Genomic DNA, 19,594 nt, shown 5'->3' with positions numbered 1-19,594 from the left:
CCTTATAATAATGAGTACACTAATTGTTGTGTATAAGCATGCTGCGGGTCTTCTAGCACTTGATCCGTTAAGCCATGCTCAATAATTTGACCATTTAGCATCACAACTGTGCGGTCTGCTAACATGCGAATCACCGCTAAATCGTGTGACACGACAATCATCGAAATATTTAATTCACGTTGAATTGATTTAATTAAATCCAATACATCCGCCTGTACTGATAAATCTAAGCCTGTCGTTACCTCATCTAGCAATAACACAGGTGGATTATTCGATAATGCCTTCGCTATTTGCACGCGTTGCTGCATACCACCTGAGAAATTTTTTGGCGCTTCCTTACTGCGAAAAAGCGGAATATTAACATGCTCTAATAGCTCTAAGCTTCGTTGCTCCATATTGTGCACATGGCGATTACCTGCTGCAATTTGCTTCTCCGCAATATTGCTCATTGAGGAAAACTCCATATTTAAGCCGAGCATCGGGTTTTGATATACCATGCCAAGAATGGTATTACGAATAAAGCGTTGCTGCTGGCGCGATTGCTCAAAAATATTCACCGTGCCATTCTCAAAATCTGCAAGTAAACCAACACCACTCGTAATAGGCTCATCAAAATATAAGCTCTTCATTAACGTTGATTTACCACTACCACTTTCGCCAACGATACCTAATATTTCACCCCGATACAGCTCAAAGGAAATATCACGACATGCATAGACAGTTTTACAAATAGGGCAGAAGTTTTTTTCTAGCTGTGCTGTCCCTTCTTGGCAATGACTACAGCCTTTTCCGTATTGCTTTGATAGCTTCTGAACTTGTAAAATCGGTTGTTCCTTCATTGCTGCACAGCCACCTTTCGCGCTAGTACCTCTTCCATATAGCTCGTATCATTACATAAATAGTATGTTTCACCTGTTGTCTCATCTGTTAGTTCATCAAGGAACACATCGGATAAGCCTGTTTCACGACAAGCCTTTCCTGCGAATTGCTCCACAACAAATGGATAGTCCTCAAAGGCTAGTGATTGCACATTTGTATAGGGAGGAACTGCATAAATCTTCTTCTCACGCCCTGCTCCAAATAACATCAGCGTCTCACTTTGATGAATTTTCGGATTGTCAAAGCGCGGAATTGGGCTAGGATTCATAACATAACGATCATTAACCAAAACTGGATAATCTGCACCTTGCGACGTTTGGTTATAGCGCATAATTTGCTCAAATAACATTAAATATGCGCCGCTATATTCTTTTTCCGCATGGTAACGCTTCGTTTTATATTCACTGCGCTCAATATGGCGTAGTGGCTCTGGCTCTGGTACTTGCAGCACAAGAATTTGCTCCTTAGTCAGTGACACTTCTGGAATACGGTGACGTGACTGTACAATCGATGCATCTTGGGTACGCGTAGTCGTTTCGATACCTGTTGTTTTTTGTACAAGCTTTTTAATATTGACCGCATTCACTGAATCATCTGCACCTTGGTCGATGACTTTCAATATATCTTCCTTCCCAACAAGCGCTAATGTTAACTGTAGGCCACCTGTTCCCCAGCCACGCCCAATCGGCATTTCACGCGAAGCAAATGGCACTTGATAGCCTGGAATGGCAACACCTTTTAACATCGCTCGACGAATTTCCTTTTTCGACTGTTCATCTAATAATGCGAACGGCACTTCTCTCATAGTGCTTTGCCCTCCTTTTTAATCGTTCTCATTTGCTCAAGCTTCGATTGGAATGTCACATAATGCGGCATTTTCAAATGTGATATAAAGCCTGTCGATTCAATCGTATCTACATGTAGCAGTACAAATTCCTCATCATGAATTGGTGTATCTCCACCTGCCTCTAGCGCATGGTCAACGATTGACATGGCAATTGCCTTCGTTTCATTTTGTCCAAAGCAAGCCCCATAGCCGATATCAAACTCCAACACCTGCTTATCTTCCTTATCAATATTGACAGGAATAAATGACTCAACTTCCGTTAGTTTAATTGCACCAATATAATACGGATCTTCATCATCATCTAAGGCAACATGAAGCGATTGCCAGCCTACTCGCACTTCGCCTACTGTCGGATGTGATGCACCATAGCCACGTAAGCCCGCATAGCCGAGCGATGTAACTGTACCTGTTTGCCCTCGTGTTAATGTTTGCAGACGCTGTGAGCGATTTGTTGGGAATGTCATGCTTTCCTTCGTAATATCACTCGGCTCTGCATCGTTTTCTGGGAACTCTCTGATTAAGCCTTCTGCACGTAAATAATCCATTACTTTCGGCAAATTTTCTAAGCGTAATGTGCTTTCCTCTGACACTTCAATCGCTTCAAATTTTGCTTTTTTCACCATTACGTCTGCTGCTGTTTCCTGCAATAAATCAAAATCAAGCAAGCGATGTAAATAGTCATGCGATGCCCCTAAAATTTGACCACCTGGAATATCTTTAAAACTTGCGGAAATGCGACGTAACACAAACATTTCGCGCGCATCTGTCACTGTTGAATAATACAATCTCGGCAATGTTGACCGATGTGCACGCAATAAGAAAACAGCTTCCTCTACATTGCCTTCACTTTGCTTCATCGCCAGTGCCGCTAGCTGCTCACTATATAAGCTACTTTCCGACATCACTTGATCTAAAAAGCCACGCATCGTTGCTTGCAATGTATCAACTGCTATATATGCTCCTTGCTTAACGCGCTCATACTGTAAATGCTCTAATGATGCTTCAATTGCCTCTGCGCCACCACGAACTGCTACATATGCCATTAATTCGTCACCTCTTTTACGCTTGTTGTACGAGGCAGTGCCATCACTCGCCCGCTTTGTTCAATCAAAATACAATCGATGCCAAGTGGAAATTCCTTATTTTTACTTGCACGTAAAGCAATAAGCTCTTCACATATAGCTAGCTCTACAACTTCAACTGTTTCAATACCTGGCCCCATAAGCTGTGCAGTCATTGTTGGTGTCATTTCATCCAATTCGATAATAACTGTCGCAGATTTTTGCGGATCAATGAGGTCCCCTACTTTTGCCGCTTCAATTGCCTCTAATAGCTGCTCCTTTTTAGTCCCATGTGGAATGATAATGAAATCAGCCTGTTCCAATGGTTTGATTTGTCCACCTGTCAATACTCGTACTGCTTGGTTAATTTCCTGACATTCAGCCGCTGTTTGGAAGCTTACTTCACCATCAAGCAATGTCATACAAACAGTAATTGTTTCTGCATATAAGCCTTCCACTGAATAATCACGTTCCAATTCACCAGCTGTCCCTGGTCTTGCAAAGCAATTTAACAATGTTCGAAATGCACGTTGTGTAAAGTGTACTGTTTCCACCCTGACCCCTCCTTAAGTTGCCATCGTATCGAAATTAACTTTTGTACGCTCTATGGAACGTTTCATGTGCTGTTCATTTATAGCAAGCTGCTGTGCTAGCAACTCAAAATGTGGCGCCCATGCATATGTTTCTGGTAGCTGTGCCGCATAAGCTGCATCAATAACCGCTAAGGCTTTCGATAATTCTGGCGCAGATTCCCTCACTAACCCAATTCCATAATAGTTGCCAATCTTCACTTTTGTTTCTGTTACTAACACTTCTCCTAGATAAAACAATGATTTCTGCGCTGTTTCACGCATTTTAATCATGACGAGCCCCTCTTTTGGTGGGCTAATTTCCTCTACCTGATACTGTTCACAAATCGTAGCTGCTAGTTGTAACGCAAGCTCACTTCCTACCTCGATTAACAACTTTGTTCGCTCAGCTCTTTTCATCATGCCAGCTCCTTTCAACATCATCCTAACTTGTTGCCAAGTAGCATAGTGAAAAGGTTTCGTGAAGAATATGTAAAGAAGCTTTACAAAAATGGCGCCAAATAAAAAGATTGCCTAGAGCAAAATTTGCTCTAGGCAATCTTTTTATAATTGAAAGGAGAAACGGTCTGTGCGATAAATAATCTCTGTATACTCAAGCAATTGATTTCGTTCCTTATCCCAGTTATCTGATTCCACCTTTACTAATGGAACGAGTACCTCACAGCTAAGTAATGCACGCTCTAGCTCATTCGGAAAGGAAACTGATAAATTGGAAAATGTACTATGAAATGCGTTAATACCGTTACTTTTATAAAAGTTATACATTGATGTGAGCCGATTATCGGCTTGCTTTATTTGTGGGAAATGCTCTGCGATCACATAAGAACGGTGCAAAGCAGCAGGCTCATTATCGAGATAACGTAGGCGCTCCACTAAATAAATCGTATAGGCTGACATTATTTGTGGTCTATGATAAATCTCATGGTCTGTTGGCACTCGCTCTAATTTCGTCACAACGGATTTATAATTCGCCGTTTGTTTACGCATCTTGTCACTAAAACTCACATCACCTGTCATCACCACATCCAACGTCTTGCGTTGATGCTTTAAAAAACGCCCAACCCCTTGCCTTGAATAAATATAGCCCATTTTCTCAATAAATTGATAAACATTGCGAATTTTTATTCTTGGCACTTTAAATTGTTCAACTAATGCTAGCTCACTTGGCATTTTATTATCTAATGCAAATGAGCCATTAAAAATACCTTGCAATAAATAATCTTTAACCCGCAGCTCCTCTTGATCCATATCGTTCACCTCTAGTAGGTTAGATAATTTCTTTACAATTCATCGTAAAAAATTTTCTGGAGATGTACAAGATGGCTAGAAGCTCACAATTTCATAGCTAACCTTAGTGCCACATACATTGCGGTCACTTTTTTACAATATGTAAAAGTTATATTAAGAAATTGTATAGCAACAGCATTAAAGATATTTATTCCGTCGTTTCCTTTATACCAGCCTTTATCAGTGTTTGATTACGCCCTAAAAGCATTAATAATACTAGCATTAAAGCTCCTGTTACAATTAACAGCAACTCAATAGACACAACATCTGCTAATGGGCCAAACACAAGCATCCCAATAGGCATCATCGAGGAGGAAATCATACCGAAAATCCCGAAAATGCGTCCTAAATAATTGCCTTCTACTTTTTCCTGTAGCAATACGGTTGAAGGTGTATTGAAAATCGGCATTGCTACACCACAAACTAACATTAAAATAGAATAGAGCCAAAAATTCGGTACAAAGCCAAAGCTTATCGTACATACAGCCATAATAATCCCTGCAAATAACATCGTATAAATCCGATTATTAAAGCCACCCCACATCGCAATTACGCTTCCTCCCACCATCATCCCTACTGAGAAGGTAAGCTCAATCACCGTTAATCTCCATACATCATCACCAAAGGAGCGTGCTACTTGAAGTGGTGTTAGGAAAGCCATCGGTGCGATTAAGAAAAACAGCATTGCAAAAAAGATAAAGAATGATTTTAAAAATGCATGTCCTCGAATATAACGCAAGCCTTGCTTAAAGTCCTCCATATAGCCAACTTGCTCGCCCATCGCCTTTTCGTGAACGGCAATTTTCAAGAAGAACAATAACGTAAAAATCGCAATGGCTGCTGTAATGACATCGATAAAGAAAATAACCTCCAATGTCGCCAAGCTTAACAGCGCAGCACTGACCATTGGGGCAATAAACATAATTCCTGCTTGAATGCTACCATTAATGCCATTTACCTTCGTTAGCTGTTCTTCTGGCACAATTTGTGGCAAAATTGCACCGACAGCTGGTGTTTGTATACCTGCGCCAAATGAACGAATCGCCGCAATTGCAAATAATAACCACATTGCCTCATAGCCCATTAAAAAGACAATCGCTAAAATTAATGTAGAAAATGCAATCATGCCATCAGCAATTGCAATCAACCATTTGCGATTATAACGATCTGCCCATACCCCCGCGAATGGTGACAATATGAAGGTTGGTACAAAGCCACATAAAATAAAAATAGTCATCATCATACCCGACTGTGTTGTCAGCGTCACATGCCACATAATTGCGAACTGTACAAGCGCTGAGCCAAACAAGGAAATCGTTTGGCTCGTTAAAAAAAGTGTAATATCCCGTTTCCAATTTTCCATTTAATAACCCTCCCTCAACAAAACATTTGTTCGCTTTATTATAAATGAAAGAAGGCTCATGCACAATTTTTAATTGATTTCTTTTTTCCACAAGCGACCTGGCCAATAAGACCATTTACCGAATAATGTAATAAGAGCGGGCACTAATAGCGGGCGCACAATAAACGTATCTAATAGCACACCAACCGCTGTAACAATGCCAAATTGTACTAATAGCTGAATTGGCAACGAAGCAAGCACTGCAAAGGTACCTGCTAAAATTAAGCCTGCCGATGTTATGACTGCTCCCGTAGAAGCAACACCCTCCGTCACTGCTTGCCTATAGCCCAGCCCACGATGGCGATTTTTCCAAATATCAGAAATCATAAAAATATTATAATCATTGCCTAAAGCAATAATAAATACAAATGAATAAAGTGGAATTGCGCTCGCCATTGCTTCATGTCCTAAGCCATAATGAATAATGAGCCAACCTAAACCAAGCGCAGCAAAAAACGAGACTAACACCGTTGCCATTAACTGAACTGCTGTTACAATTGCACGTAAATATAATAGTAGAACTACAAAGATAATCGCAATCATTACAGGCTGAATAAGCTTTTCATCATGCCATTGAACTGCCTTCGTATCCAGTTGCTCACTCGTTTCGCCACCGAGCCAAAACTCGCTATCTACAAATGTGGCAACATCCTTTTTCATTTGCTCAACATCCGCCATCGCTTCATTAGAATACGGATTTTTATTCAAATCGACCTCATACAATACGATATCACTATTTTGAGCACCAACGCGCGGCTCTTTTACAGCAGCTACATATGGTAAATTGCTAAGCTGTTCCTCTATATCAAGTGCTTTCCCTTTTGTATCCACAATCACCTTTACAGGTGCTAATTCGCCTGCTGTAAAGTTATCCTCAATCAAAGCAAAGCCTTCACGTGATTGGATATCCTTTGGGAACGATGAGAGCAAATCATAATTATATTGAATTTTTGTTGAAGTAAAGGCTAGCACTAGCAATAAAACACTTGTTATGACAACAACTAGCCAAGGTTTATTTGTAACAAATGCACCAACCTTGCGCATTTTCACATGACTTTCTCGACGAGCCTCCCCTTCCTTTACTGGACGTGGAATAAACGGCCAAAATGCATATCTCCCCAATAAAGAAAGCAATGGTGGTAATAATGTTAAAACAGCAACCATCGTCACAAGTACACCAAAGCTAAATGGCACAGCAAAGCGTTGGAATGCACCGAAATCCGCTAATGCAAGTGTGGCTAACCCGATGACTACCGTAAAGCCACTCATAAAAATAGCACCAGCTGAGTCACGCACAGCCTCTGCAATTGCACTAAACTTATTATCTTCTACCAATAATTTATCGCGGTATTTCGTAATTAAAAACAAGCAATAATCCGTTCCTGCACCAAACAGTAGTACAATCATAATCGAAACTGCCTGTGCATCCTTATGAATCCAGCCATTATCCGCCATATAGCCTAGCAATGGGCTAATGACCAAAAAGGCAATGCCAACAACGATAATTGGCACTAATGCTAAAATTGGCGAGCGATAAATGACTAATAAAATAGCTAGAATTAAAATCACCGTCGCTATCATCAGCTTGATATCTGCTGACGCAAAGAGCGAGGCAGCATCTACTGATATTGCTACAGGTCCTGAAAAACGAGCGATTAAACTAGCATCATCTAAGCTTTTTTCATACGGATTGCCCTCAGTATAAGAGGAAATTTTCTCCAAGCTCTGCTTAAAGCTTTTTGTATTCGTATCTGTTGTAAAAAAGATAGGTGTAACAAGGGAACGACCATTTTCTGATACAGCTCCTAGCAATGCTTGTGGTGGCAATGTTGCAAAGGGCGGTAATGTAGCCTGCCCTTCCAGTGGTGTGTCCTCTAGCTTTGCATACATTGCTTGAATTGTCGCGATATCAGCAATGTCCAAGCCTGCCTCCTTATACCAGACGATCAATAATGGTACACCTGCATCTGATGAAAATTGCTCCTTCATCAATTGATTCGCTTCCATTGACATCATTTCTGCTGGAAGCTCATCCCCTGCATAATTTTCGATACTATTTATTTGTGGCAAGGCAAGCGTTAAAACAATTAACAAAACGAGCCATATTGCTAAAAAAGCCCATCTCCCCTTTTTCCCACCAACAAACTGACCAAAACGTTGTAATGGATTTTGCTCCATCCAATCCCCCTCCTTTAATTTGAGTGCCAGGCACACACACAATTCTCACACAATTTGCTCTCCCGTTACATACCATGAAACATTGTAGCAAAATCCTTGTTCTTCCATTATAGTTGAAACTAGAAAGGATGTGGCAAAATGCAGCTATCTATTTATTGCAAAACTCCATATGCGAAGGAAATTTCTTATTTATTCGCTAAAAATCCAAATAATGTACATGAACGCCATGAAAAAGGTCATGCTGTACGCTTCGTCTATCATAAGTTAACGGATAATGAAGTCGAGGCAACCATTTTCGTTACAGCTGACCCGCTTGCGCTCACGCAAAACGAACGAGCATACGATATTACTCATTATATAAATGATCGCGGCTTTGCAGCGAGTAGCATTTTTTTATCGCTTATTCGCAAAATGCTCGGTACAGCTTTAAATGGTAAACCACAGGAGCAGTATGCCGAATTCGCCGAGCAAGTCTTTCCCTTTACCTTTGAGTTTGGTCCAATTGCTACAGCGCTATCAACTACAGAAATTACAGAGCTATTCGCTCCATTGGGCTTTCAAGTCGAGCTTGAGACTATCTCTGAAGCACAGCGCGCACGTTTTATTAAAATTAGCGCACTAACAACATTAAAGCAAGCACTACAGCAAATTTTTGTGTTAATTCCTGTAATGGATGATTATAAGCATTACTTTATCGATGAAACGGAGCGTGAACGCATTGAACGCTACGGTGAAGGCTGGCTAAAGCAGCATCCACAAAAGGACTTTATTTATAAAAAGGCTCTGCGCTTCCGCCATTTAATCGGCTCTGAGCCAAATGTTAAGGGGAAGGTAACACTTAACACCCAGCGCTATGAGACAATTGTAGCGCATGTAAAGGAGCTCCCGCATCAATCCGTAGTGGACTTAGGGGCTGGTGAAGGCAAATTATCCGCTTTATTAAGCGAGCTGCCAACGATTCAAGAGCTAATCGCTGTCGAGCCAAGTGAAGCAGCCATCCGAAAAGCAACAAGGCGCTTCGAGGAGCTGGATACAGCAACGATACCACAAATTCAGTGGGGCTCACTATTTTACTATGACCATACTTTAGTGAATAAAGATGTTCTTATTTTATGCGAGGTAATTGAACATATTAATGAAGAGCGATTACCAAAAATCATGGCCATGCTGCTACAGCAATATGCTCCGAAAGCATTAATCGTAACAACGCCAAATGCGGATTATAACAAAGTATATGAGCTTGAAGAAAAGCGCCATGACGACCATCGCTTTGAATGGACACGCCAGCAATTTGAAAGCTGGTGTGCAGAGATGATATCCAATACGTCTTACACAACAGCCTTTTACGGTATTGGAGAGCAACACCCAACATACGGTACACCAACACAAATGTGTATTTTTAAACGAACGGAGGGACTATAATGCAGCTTCATTTACCAGATGCAGCTATCGTCCTTTGTATCGGTCCATCAAATAGCGGCAAATCTACATTTTTACAGCAACTAATAGCAAGTAACATTATTAAACCAAGTGAAATCGTTAGCTCTGATGATTATCGAATAACAGTGGCTGATATAGATTTTATTGATTTTCAAGGAACAACAAAGCAAGAAGCAGACCTACTATACGAGCAATACAGTGCGATTTCAACAGAAGCTTTTCAGCTCATGGAACAGGTTGTGACAGCGCGAGCAAAGTTAAATCGTTTAACCTTTGTCGATGCAACGCATTTGAATGCAAGAGAACGAGAAAAATACTTTGCGATTGCCAAAAGACAGCATGTGCCGATTTATGGAATTATTTTCGATGCACCATTAGAGCAGTTATTAGCACGTGACAACATGCGAGAAAACCCAAGAGGTGCCGCTCGTATTAAACAGCAGGCACGCAAACTAAAAGATGAAAAGCGCTTCTTAAAAAAGGAAGCCTTCGCAAAATTGTATACACTCAATCCAGATGATGCTTATTCGATTGTTCGTGAACCTTCATCACTTGCCATTGAGCTTGGCACAGGCATTGATGTGATCGGTGATATACATGGCTGCTATGATGAAATGATGGCATTAATCGAAAAATTAGGCTATCGTGAGGACAATGGACTTTATATACATCCTGAGGGACGCAAGCTCATTTCAGTCGGTGATATTATGAGTCGTGGTCCAAAGTCTCTTGCAACAATGCAGTTTTGGTTAAAGCAAATCGAAGCAGGACTAAGTTTTATGACAGACAGCAATCATGGCTGGAAAATCGCACGTTGGCTAGAAGGACGCGCTGTTCAGCTATCACATGGCGATGAATTAGTGGAACAAGAAATACAGCAATTTGAGATTATACACGGCATAGAAGAAACAAAAGCTTTAAAAGAACGCCTTGCTAAAATGCTGCTGCGTGCACCTTCTCACTATCTCATCAAGGAAAATGGGATTGGTAAAGCAGTCATCACACATGCAGGTATTCGTGATCGCTATATTGGCAAAAATTCATCACGCATTCGCGATTTTTGTCGCTATGGTGATGTTGTTGGCACAGAGGCCAACGGTCGTCCAATCCGTGCTGATTGGTACGCAGACCATCAAACTTCAGAGCTTATTATTTGGGGTCATGAGCCAAAGCTTAAACCATTAAAAATGAATAACACAGTTAACATTGACCAAGGTGTTGTTTTCGGAGGACAGCTTACAGCTTTCCGCTATCCTGAAAGTACTTTTGAAGCGGTCACAGCCTACGAAAATTATGCAGGTGAACAGCAGAATCCTTTATTAGAAGCTGCTGCCAAGCATTTTGATCCACCAAATATCCATGCATTTATTGATGGTTTTGAAGTAGCAACAACACATGGGGGAACGGTTTGGGTTGGTAATGGTTATGCGAAAGCTGCAATCGACACAGTATCTCACTATACGGTACCATTGGAGCAGCTCATTTATATTCCACCAACGATGAGCCCAACACCGCAAACATCACAGCTTGATGATTATTTAGAGCACCCAGCTGAAGCCTTTGCCTACTATAAAAAGCATGGATTTACTGAACTTATTGCAGAAAAAAAACATATGGGTAGCCGCGCTGTCCTTTTACTTTTTAAAAATAAGCAAATTGCAAAAGAGTGGATTGATACAGAAACGCTAGGTGTCATCACAACACGTAGCGGACGAGCATTTTTTGATACAGCTGCACATGAAACCATCGTACAAAAGCTACACACAGAATTAGCTGCAAAAAACTATTTCGAAAGAATGGAAACAGATTTCGTCTTGCTTGATGCGGAAATTTTGCCGTGGAATTTAAAAGCACAGTCACTCATTGATGAACAATATGCCCATGTCGCTGAGCATGCTTTAATGGATCGTCAAAAGCTTGCCACAAAGCTCCAAACAACGCTTGTTGATGTAGCAGAGTGGCAACAGCAATACAAGGAGCTTTTGCGCAATGCGGTACGCTTTGATGCTGTTTATCAAAATTACTGCTGGTCTGTAGACGATTTATCCGCAATTCAAATCGCGCCGTTTCATATATTAGCTCATAGCACTGAAACATGCTTCCACAAGCCACATACATGGCATATGGAAATGAATCACTGGCTCGCACAGCATTCGGATATTTTTATTACAACAGAGTATCAAGTCATTGAAAATGAACAAGATGAACAAAAAGCTATTGCCTGGTGGGAGGAAATGACAGCTGTTGGACATGAGGGCATCGTTATTAAACCGCTAACCTTTATTCCGAAAAGTAAAGACAAGCTTATTCAACCCGCTATTAAAGTGCGTGGACGTGAATATTTGCGCATTATTTACGGCATGGATTATACAGATCCGAAGCAGCTCGCACAGTTGAAAAAGCGCAATCCAAGTAAAAAAATGAAGCACGCCTTACAGGAATTCGCGCTCGGCTTAGAAGGAATTGAACGCTTTGTGCAAAAAGAAAACATTGCTCGCATCCATGAATGTGTCTTAGCCACATTAGCATTGGAAAGTGATGCTGTTGATCCAAGATTATAAAAACTGTCGGGAAATAAAAATTCCCGACAGTTCTTTTTTAATGAACGTATTCCACGTTCCTTATAACCAAGGCTCCACGCAATACACTTTCTTAGCCGTCGCATCCATGCGAACTCTTTTGCCTATTGCTAACGGATGCATCGGATGTGTATGACAGCAATCAAATTCAGCAAGTATCGGCATGTCCTTTCCATCCAACTGCTCGAACAAAAGAGAAAGCGGCGTTTTACCAGTACCTAAATCATCAAAGCGCTCATGCTTGCCTAAAATAATACCGCCGACACGCTCAAAAATTCCGTGCAGCTTGAGCATCGCAAAGTTTTTTTCAACTACTGAGGCATCCTTCATACAATCTTCAATCAATAAAATATCACCTTGCTGAATTTCAGGGAAATATTCTGTTCCGATAAAGCCGTACATCGCATTATTATTACCACCGATCAAGCGTCCCTCTGCTACTCCAGGCTGCCCTGTTAGCCATTCATTCGTAAAAAGCGTTTTCTCAGCTGTTTTTTCAAGCCAATTGACAGGCTCATCTGACCAAAAGATAGGCATTGGCACTTCATACGGAACACTTAGTTGTTCCGTAAAATACTTTTCAAAATAGTCATATGTATCGTTGACAAGTGGCTCGAATTCACCAAATGAAGGAATAAGGGCTGGACCATAATATGTAGCAATGCCCGTTTTTGCATAAAGTGCGAGCAAAACAGCCGTTGCATCTGAATAACCAACAACATATTTAGGGTTTGCCTTAAATGCCTCATAGTCAATATATGGCAGTATGCTATTGGAATTTGTCCCGCCGATTGTTGACATAATCATCTTCACATCTGGGTTACGAATTAATTCATTGAGCTCCTCTGCGCGCTCTTTCGGTGTTCCTGAACGATAGACATCCGATTTACCCGTTAGTTTTCCTTCTATAATTTGAAAGCCCTTTGCCATCAAAAAGTTCTTTGCTCGCACATAGCGTGCTTGTGCTGTTACTGTAGCAGGAGAAGATGGTGTAAAAATACCGATTGTATCTCCTTTTTTCATTCCTCTACTCCCCTTTACTCAAATGCTCATGTATTAACTTCCAATCATCATATTCATTCTTCACAAAAATATTTGTCGCTCTACCCTGTCCCGAAACATACTCCCCCTCATAATAGCCTGAGTAGTGGTAAGTATATAGACAGGTTGCAGTATCTCGATTTGTGACAAGCCATTCAACATCTCTTGCTTCATATACTTCCTCTTTAATGAGATTCCAAGCATTTTCAAAATAATGCTGGATGTCTGTCATTGTTCCACACTTTTTATCTGTAAACCAATAAACAACATTTGGATGAAGCATTCGTTGAACATTCGCAAAATCATGTGAATTTGTAGCTTCTATATAGCTCGTTAATGCTTGCTCACATGAATTATTCATCGGTCTTCGCCTCATAGCAAAAGCAGTTTTGCACATGATCATTCACCATACCAACTGCCTGCATAAAAGAATAGCAAATTGTGCTACCAACGAATTTAAAGCCGTCCTTCTTCAGTTGCTTGCTCATTTTATCGCTAATTATTGTTGTAACAGGCACTTCAGCTAATGTCTTCCAATGATTAACAATCGGTTGATGGTCAACAAATTGCCAAATATAGTTTGAAAAAGAACCATGCTGTTCTTGCATGCGTAAATAAGCTTGTGCATTCGTAACGACACTTGCAATTTTTAGACGGTTGCGTACAATACGTGTATCTTCTCTTAGCTCAGCTAGTTTCTCCTCTGTATAGTGCACGATCTTCTCCGCATTAAAGTCATCAAAGGCCTCACGATAGCCTTCGCGCTTTTGTAAAATCGTCCACCAGCTCAATCCCGCCTGTGCCCCCTCTAAGCAAATCATTTCAAAAAGCTTTTGATCATCATAAACAGGCTTGCCCCATTCTTTATCATGATACTCTACGTATAACGGTTCATCTAATTTTACCCATCCACAACGTTGCATACTTTATCCCCCTAGTCTCGAAATGTGATGACTGTGCCATCTAATGCATCAACATACCCTAGCTCTTGCCCTGTTTTTTTATCATAGCAATCATACATCAGTACAGAGCTACCCATTTCATTGCCCATCCTCCATGCTAAACGAAAATCTAAATGTGCTAAGAAAATTTTCTTTGCCTGCTGTGCTGAAATCGCTGGCATGCTAGGCATTTGCTGCAATGCTTCCATATGAATACGTCCACTATGATAAGACTCCACATCACCTGTCGAATAATTAATCATTATAGCTACCCTAAAATGTGTTTTAATATTTTGTGCTGTTATTAAACGGAATATAAATCTAGGAGATTGTACCTTCTCCTCTACTTCCAACTGTAAATAAGGATATACTTCAGGCGCAATGAGCTGTAAAAATGCTATCGCCTTTTGTAATGCCTCCTCATCATTAAGCTGCAAGTTGCCTTGACGTTCTTTGAACCATCTCATCCCTAAAAGCTGACCTGTATTTATATCTATCCTTACATGAGCTGTTTCCTCATATAAGCCTTCTTCTTGTTCCTCAGCCCAAACAATCCTTTTCACATTGTTATATACGCTTTCGTCAATTACTTGTAGTTCACTACCTATCCCTAATATTTCCTCCAACGATTTGTTAGAAGTTATCCTTAATGGCGGCAATACGTCATAGTGCGTCTTACGTTTATATTCATAGATAACGGGTTCTAAAATATTAGCTTGATAAACTGGATATACATCATCTAGCTCATAAATAAGACGTAGTTGTCCTGCAATTTCAGTAATTGCTAAGCGCATGCGTAGATGCTTTTTAGCATTGTCGTATAAAGCATTTTTATCAACAAGCTTTTTGGGAATTTCAGGTATTTGCAGCTTCCCCATATTCATTAACCCGACTAAATTCCCCGCTTTATCAAGAGTAATGAAAATCCCTGCATTCGCTAATGGTAAATTCATTACAAGCTGCCCATAGCAAAATTCCTCAACTTCATCTATCAATTTGGACTTATAAAAAGTAAAGTCAGCTAAAGCATCTGGATAATACTGCAGCAAAAATTGATCCGCAAGCTTACGTCTTTCCTCCAGCGATATTTCTTTATCCCTTGGTACCCCAAAGCTTTCCTTTGAAACAGCATAGCTTGTGATTGTACCATTGTAATCCAACTGTACTTCTATGCTTTCTTGATCGCCTTCCCAAACAAATAAAGATTCTTCCCCTGGCTGTGCATTAATCTCTTCAAATATTAACTGAAAATGCTGCGGTGGCTTTGCAATACATAATGCTCGTTCCTTTAACTGCTGATGATTCATAACTAACCCCCAAACAGAATATACGTTCCCTCCATTATAATTCAATTTCTCATTTTATACAACTATTTCCAAAGAAAAAAGAAGGGCATTCACCCTTCTACTTCCTCTAACATATTCAATTTCCTTTTATCCTCTAACTCTGGATGTGCCATTCTAATAACAGAGCCGCGCAATAATATTAAAACGATTGCTATTAAAATCGTACCACTGACTATTAAAACATATTGTGCTGGCATCATATCGTATAAAACACCGTATATTAACGTTCCTAAGGGCATCATGCTCATTGCCATCATTTCTACAATACCAAATACACGCCCTTTGTACTCCTCATCTACTGATGTTTGCATAATAACCCCTATTGGTGTATTTGTTGTAACGCCAAACCCGCCAGCAACAAACATTAGCACTAAATAATAAATAAAGTTGACCGTATTTGACCAGCTAAATAATAATGGTACAGCTACTAGAATAACGGATATTGCCATCAACAACGTTGAACGTTTAACAACAACCAATGGAAATTTTAAATTGCTGCGAGTAGCTAAATAAATCGCTGTTATTAACATACCAATCGCCGCTGCCGCTTCAATGAAGCCAATTAATTGTGGCTGGAATTTTAAATTTGTTAACAGCACAAAGCCGATACCTACACTCAAGCAAGTGAAAAATAAATTTAACCATAACGCTGTCCATAAAATGGCACGTACAACAGGCTTTGTTTTTAAATAGACAAACCCTGCTTTAAAGCTTTGCAGCATCGTTTCTTTTTGTGCAGATGCTACTACTGGCTTTTTATATAATGTAAAGTTCATCGTTGATTCTAGCAATAGTGTAATAATTGCTGCGATAATAAAAATAGCTAAAAATACTTCCATTGAAGCAAAGCCAAACAACATCCCACCTACAATCGGTCCACCAATGCCTGATACTGAAAGCGATAGTTGATTAAAGCTCATCGCCTTTTGAATGCGCTCCCCATCCACTAAATTCGAGATTGAAGCTGAAAATGCTACACTAGAAAACGAGCTAAAGATACTATTAAACAATGTTGCTAAGTAAATTGCTGTTAAAGATAGCCCCACAGTCCATGTATAAAGAAGTAATGTACTAACTGTTAAAATTACACCTGCCTGCCCACCAAGTACAAGCCATTTCCTTGGTACTTTATCCCCTATTAGCCCTGCAATTGGAGAAATAATCGTTCTTGGCACAATGCTGAATAAAAGATTTGCAGCAAAGCTTAAAGATGATCCTGTCATCGACAGAATGTACATACTAATGCCGAATGTATACACACTTGAACCAAGCGCACCAATCATTTTACTTACTAAAAACGTGTACAAATGATACGTTGATTTTTTATATTTTAATTTTTCATCCATCTCGTTTCACACCCTTTTGTTTAATTTAATTAAACTTATTGTAAAACACGAATTTTCAGAATGCAACAAAAAGTTTAATTAAATTTAAATAAATATTCAAAATCCCTCAGAATAAGCATTAATTTGTTTAATTTAATTAAAATTAATACCCTATAATTTATTTATTTGCTATAATTGCATATAGCGAGGTGAGACCTTATGTTAAATATAGGGGCAAAAATAAAAGAGCTACGCAAAGAGCGCAAGATGACGTTGGCACAAGTAGCAGGAGATCGTCTAACAAAGGGCATGCTTAGTTTAATCGAAAATGGCAAAGCCCAGCCTTCGATGGAGAGCTTACAATATATTGCAAGTCAGCTTGAAATAGATGTTGCTGAATTAATACAATCAGAGGATAACAAGCAAGTGCGTGAAACTTTCATGCAAGTAGAACAGTTATATTCACAATTTAAAAAAGAGTTTAATAAAGAACAGCGTGAAATAAAGGGACAAGAGTTGTTACAGTTGATTCAGCCTTTAATGCAGTCAGGAAGCTTAAAAGGAAGTAATTACGAAGAAGTACGACTACTGGAACTTTATTTATTAGTGCGTTATTTACTAAAAATTGATCGTTCTATCGAGCCATTTTTACCTTTAGCTAAAATGTATGAAAACATTCATGCTTATTCTAAAGTATTAGAATGCTTTACTCGTTTAGGCGGCATTAAATTTGGACAACATCAACTTGAACAAGCACTCCACTATTTATTAGACGCTAAAAAATATATTGAACGTTATAATTATTTAATTGGTGACTTTGAAAAACTTGACTATTACTACAATTTAACTGTTATTTATGCGGCATTAAATGACGACATCAAAATGGAGGAGTATTTAAATTTAGCTTTAAATATAACGAAGGAAAAAGGAGTTTTATATCGCTTTAATGATTTTTATCGTTTATTATTTTTCATCAATTGCTCAAAGGGAGATGCTGAAAAAAGTAAATATTACTTGAACAAATTAAGGTTATTTATGGAGCTTTTCGAAAATCCTTTTGACGAGATACTGTATTCTTTAACTACATTGTTTTATATTAATCGAATTGAGCATGATTATCTTAAAGCATTAGCAGTAACTATTGATAATCATCGTCTACCTGAAGATGCATTAAATCATGCTATGGTATTTATTAATGGAGAACACGCTTATGCGCATTGGCAGTTAAAACAATATGGTGAAGCCAAAAAATGTTTAGCTACATTATTCGTACCCGAAGCTACAATCCACCCTATTGATTTAGCCATTATTTATCGCTCCTATGCCGTTCGAGCACTTTGTTACTATGAAGAAGGCGATATAGAAAATGCAAAACGCGATATATTGTACGCAATGGATGGCGTGAAGGAGTTTAAAGATACATTAGATAAGCAATTCATACTGCAAGCGTATGAGCGCATTATGCAATGAGGCTGTTGAGATTATGCTCTCAACAGCCTCACTTTTATTTATTCTAGCTTTTTCTGCTTCGATGACGTAACATCGAGCACATCTAACAGGAACATAAACAATGGAATACCAATAATTAGTCCCCAAACGCCTAAAAAATGCTCAGAGAATAAGATTACCATAAACGTATAAAAAATCGGCAAATCTGTTTTCGCTGACATTAGCTTCGGATTTAAGAAATATGCCTCAATACCGTGTAAAACAACGACTATAACTAAAATATAAACGATATACATAAAACCACCGATGCTATAGGCAATAATCGATAACGGAATTAATGAAATAATAACACCTGCTACTGGAATTAAACCAAGTACGAAAATCATTACCCCTAATGCGATTAAATGTGGGAAGCCCATAAATGATAAAACAATAATAGATAATGCACAGTTCACTGTTGCAATAATAAATTGTGCCTCAATTACTTTGCCGAAAGAACGAATAAATACTTTCGAGAAGTATTCTAACTCATCATATAAAGGAGCAATCTTACTCTTTTTAAACTTCATCGTAAATTCAACAATGCGATGCTTATCAAGCATTATAAATAAGCTTAAAATCGCTGCAATTAAAATTTGTAAAAGCAACTTCCCAATATTCGTAATATTTTCCACAATAAAATTAACACCTTGCTGCAAATATTGCTCCAGCTCAATTTTTTCAATTGTTGGTGCTAAATACTTCGTAATTTCATTTTCATTTGGATTAATATTAAAATTCATCATCAAATTAAAGAGCTGTGTAATTTGCTGTGAGACGAGTGGCAAATATTTATAAACCGTTCCAACAACTCCTGCGACAAACAATAAGTAAATAATAACTGTAATGACCGCTTCTTTTATAGGCACATATTTTCTAATGGTGCTTGTTAGCTTTGTGCTTAAGCGATTCATTAAATATGTAATAATAAATGTAAACAGGATGAGATCGAGCATACTGCGCATTAAATATAATGCAACCCCGATACCAAGCAAAATCATAAACCGTTTAAAGCCATGACTTCTAAAAAAATCCCACACAAGCATTCTACTACTCAAAATATGGACAAAGCCTTATTGTCGGCCTGTCTAGTAGCAGCGACCTCCTTTTGTTTTTCAAATTTTTTAGCCTCCGTATTTTCTCGAAAGCTTTAAAAATGTGACTTTAACATCATTTAGCCTATCCATAAT

17 protein-coding genes are annotated in these 19,594 nt (G+C 39.1%); 3 read left to right on the top strand and 14 right to left on the bottom strand.

The annotated features are described in order from the left end of the window. Positions 1-2 precede the first annotated feature (2 nt). The 8 genes from M3Z76_RS06340 to M3Z76_RS06305 all read right to left on the bottom strand — a co-directional run bounded on the left by M3Z76_RS06340 (position 3) and on the right by M3Z76_RS06305 (position 8,244). Positions 3-839: an ATP-binding cassette domain-containing protein gene (locus tag M3Z76_RS06340; RefSeq protein ID WP_293921716.1), complete on the bottom strand. Its 837-nt coding sequence runs from the start codon at positions 837-839 to the stop codon at positions 3-5. Next, positions 836-1,684, bottom strand: a complete 849-nt coding sequence (locus M3Z76_RS06335; RefSeq protein WP_293921717.1) for an alpha-D-ribose 1-methylphosphonate 5-phosphate C-P-lyase PhnJ — start codon at positions 1,682-1,684, stop codon at positions 836-838. Before M3Z76_RS06335 ends, M3Z76_RS06340 begins: the two co-directional genes overlap by 4 nt. Next, a complete protein-coding gene (locus M3Z76_RS06330; RefSeq protein ID WP_293921719.1) occupies positions 1,681-2,769 on the bottom strand; it encodes a carbon-phosphorus lyase complex subunit PhnI in 1,089 nt (362 codons plus the stop codon). Before M3Z76_RS06330 ends, M3Z76_RS06335 begins: the two co-directional genes overlap by 4 nt. Beyond that, the gene (gene phnH / locus M3Z76_RS06325) at positions 2,769-3,341 is read right to left on the bottom strand and encodes a phosphonate C-P lyase system protein PhnH (RefSeq protein WP_293921720.1); all 573 of its coding nucleotides are present in this window, start codon (positions 3,339-3,341) and stop codon (positions 2,769-2,771) included. The genes M3Z76_RS06330 and phnH overlap by 1 nt, the downstream gene beginning before the upstream one ends. 12 nt (positions 3,342-3,353) lie before the next feature. Next, positions 3,354-3,779 carry a phosphonate C-P lyase system protein PhnG gene (gene phnG / locus M3Z76_RS06320; protein WP_293921722.1) on the bottom strand — a complete coding sequence of 142 codons (426 nt, stop codon included), beginning with the start codon at positions 3,777-3,779 and terminating at the stop codon, positions 3,354-3,356. A 141-nt stretch (positions 3,780-3,920) separates the two neighbouring features. Further along, positions 3,921-4,625, bottom strand: coding sequence for a GntR family transcriptional regulator (locus tag M3Z76_RS06315; RefSeq protein ID WP_293921724.1), 705 nt, complete (start codon positions 4,623-4,625; stop codon positions 3,921-3,923). Positions 4,626-4,812: 187 nt separating this feature from the next. Then, positions 4,813-6,027 carry an MFS transporter gene (locus M3Z76_RS06310; RefSeq protein WP_293921725.1) on the bottom strand — a complete coding sequence of 405 codons (1,215 nt, stop codon included), beginning with the start codon at positions 6,025-6,027 and terminating at the stop codon, positions 4,813-4,815. Positions 6,028-6,096: 69 nt separating this feature from the next. Continuing rightward, a complete protein-coding gene (locus M3Z76_RS06305) occupies positions 6,097-8,244 on the bottom strand; it encodes an MMPL family transporter (protein ID WP_293921727.1) in 2,148 nt (715 codons plus the stop codon). Positions 8,245-8,382: 138 nt separating this feature from the next. On the opposite strand from M3Z76_RS06305, the gene M3Z76_RS06300 reads away from it, so the two are divergent. Together M3Z76_RS06300 and M3Z76_RS06295 are read left to right on the top strand one after the other, a co-directional pair. Continuing rightward, positions 8,383-9,666 (top strand): methyltransferase domain-containing protein, encoded by a 1,284-nt coding sequence (locus M3Z76_RS06300; protein WP_293921729.1) that lies wholly within the window; start codon positions 8,383-8,385, stop codon positions 9,664-9,666. Further along, positions 9,666-12,245, top strand: a complete 2,580-nt coding sequence (locus M3Z76_RS06295; RefSeq protein ID WP_293921731.1) for a polynucleotide kinase-phosphatase — start codon at positions 9,666-9,668, stop codon at positions 12,243-12,245. The genes M3Z76_RS06300 and M3Z76_RS06295 overlap by 1 nt, the downstream gene beginning before the upstream one ends. Positions 12,246-12,305: 60 nt before the next feature. On the opposite strand, the gene M3Z76_RS06290 is transcribed toward M3Z76_RS06295, so the two are convergent. From M3Z76_RS06290 to M3Z76_RS06270, 5 genes are all read right to left on the bottom strand, one after another. Further along, entirely contained in the window at positions 12,306-13,286 is a 981-nt protein-coding gene (locus M3Z76_RS06290; RefSeq protein WP_293921733.1) for a S66 family peptidase, read from the bottom strand. A 4-nt stretch (positions 13,287-13,290) separates the two neighbouring features. Further along, a complete protein-coding gene (locus M3Z76_RS06285; RefSeq protein WP_293921735.1) occupies positions 13,291-13,665 on the bottom strand; it encodes a YybH family protein in 375 nt (124 codons plus the stop codon). Next, the gene (locus M3Z76_RS06280; protein WP_293921737.1) at positions 13,658-14,227 is read right to left on the bottom strand and encodes a DNA-3-methyladenine glycosylase I; all 570 of its coding nucleotides are present in this window, start codon (positions 14,225-14,227) and stop codon (positions 13,658-13,660) included. The genes M3Z76_RS06285 and M3Z76_RS06280 overlap by 8 nt, the downstream gene beginning before the upstream one ends. Positions 14,228-14,238: 11 nt before the next feature. Beyond that, positions 14,239-15,552, bottom strand: coding sequence for a YcdB/YcdC domain-containing protein (locus M3Z76_RS06275; RefSeq protein ID WP_293921739.1), 1,314 nt, complete (start codon positions 15,550-15,552; stop codon positions 14,239-14,241). 89 nt (positions 15,553-15,641) lie between these two features. Further along, on the bottom strand, positions 15,642-16,937 hold the full coding sequence (locus M3Z76_RS06270; protein WP_293921740.1) for an MFS transporter: 1,296 nt from the start codon (positions 16,935-16,937) through the stop codon (positions 15,642-15,644). 198 nt (positions 16,938-17,135) lie between these two features. On the opposite strand from M3Z76_RS06270, the gene M3Z76_RS06265 reads away from it, so the two are divergent. After that, positions 17,136-18,386: a helix-turn-helix domain-containing protein gene (locus M3Z76_RS06265; protein ID WP_293921741.1), complete on the top strand. Its 1,251-nt coding sequence runs from the start codon at positions 17,136-17,138 to the stop codon at positions 18,384-18,386. Positions 18,387-18,424: 38 nt separating this feature from the next. On the opposite strand, the gene M3Z76_RS06260 is transcribed toward M3Z76_RS06265, so the two are convergent. Continuing rightward, complete coding sequence (locus tag M3Z76_RS06260) at positions 18,425-19,450, bottom strand: AI-2E family transporter (protein ID WP_293921743.1); 1,026 nt, start codon at positions 19,448-19,450, stop codon at positions 18,425-18,427. Positions 19,451-19,594: the final 144 nt, after the last annotated feature.

The sequence above is a fragment of the Metasolibacillus sp. genome, from assembly GCF_025291715.1.
Taxonomy (GTDB): Bacteria; Bacillota; Bacilli; order Bacillales_A; family Planococcaceae; genus Metasolibacillus; species Metasolibacillus louembei.
This window is presented reverse-complemented; position numbering and strand designations above follow the sequence as displayed.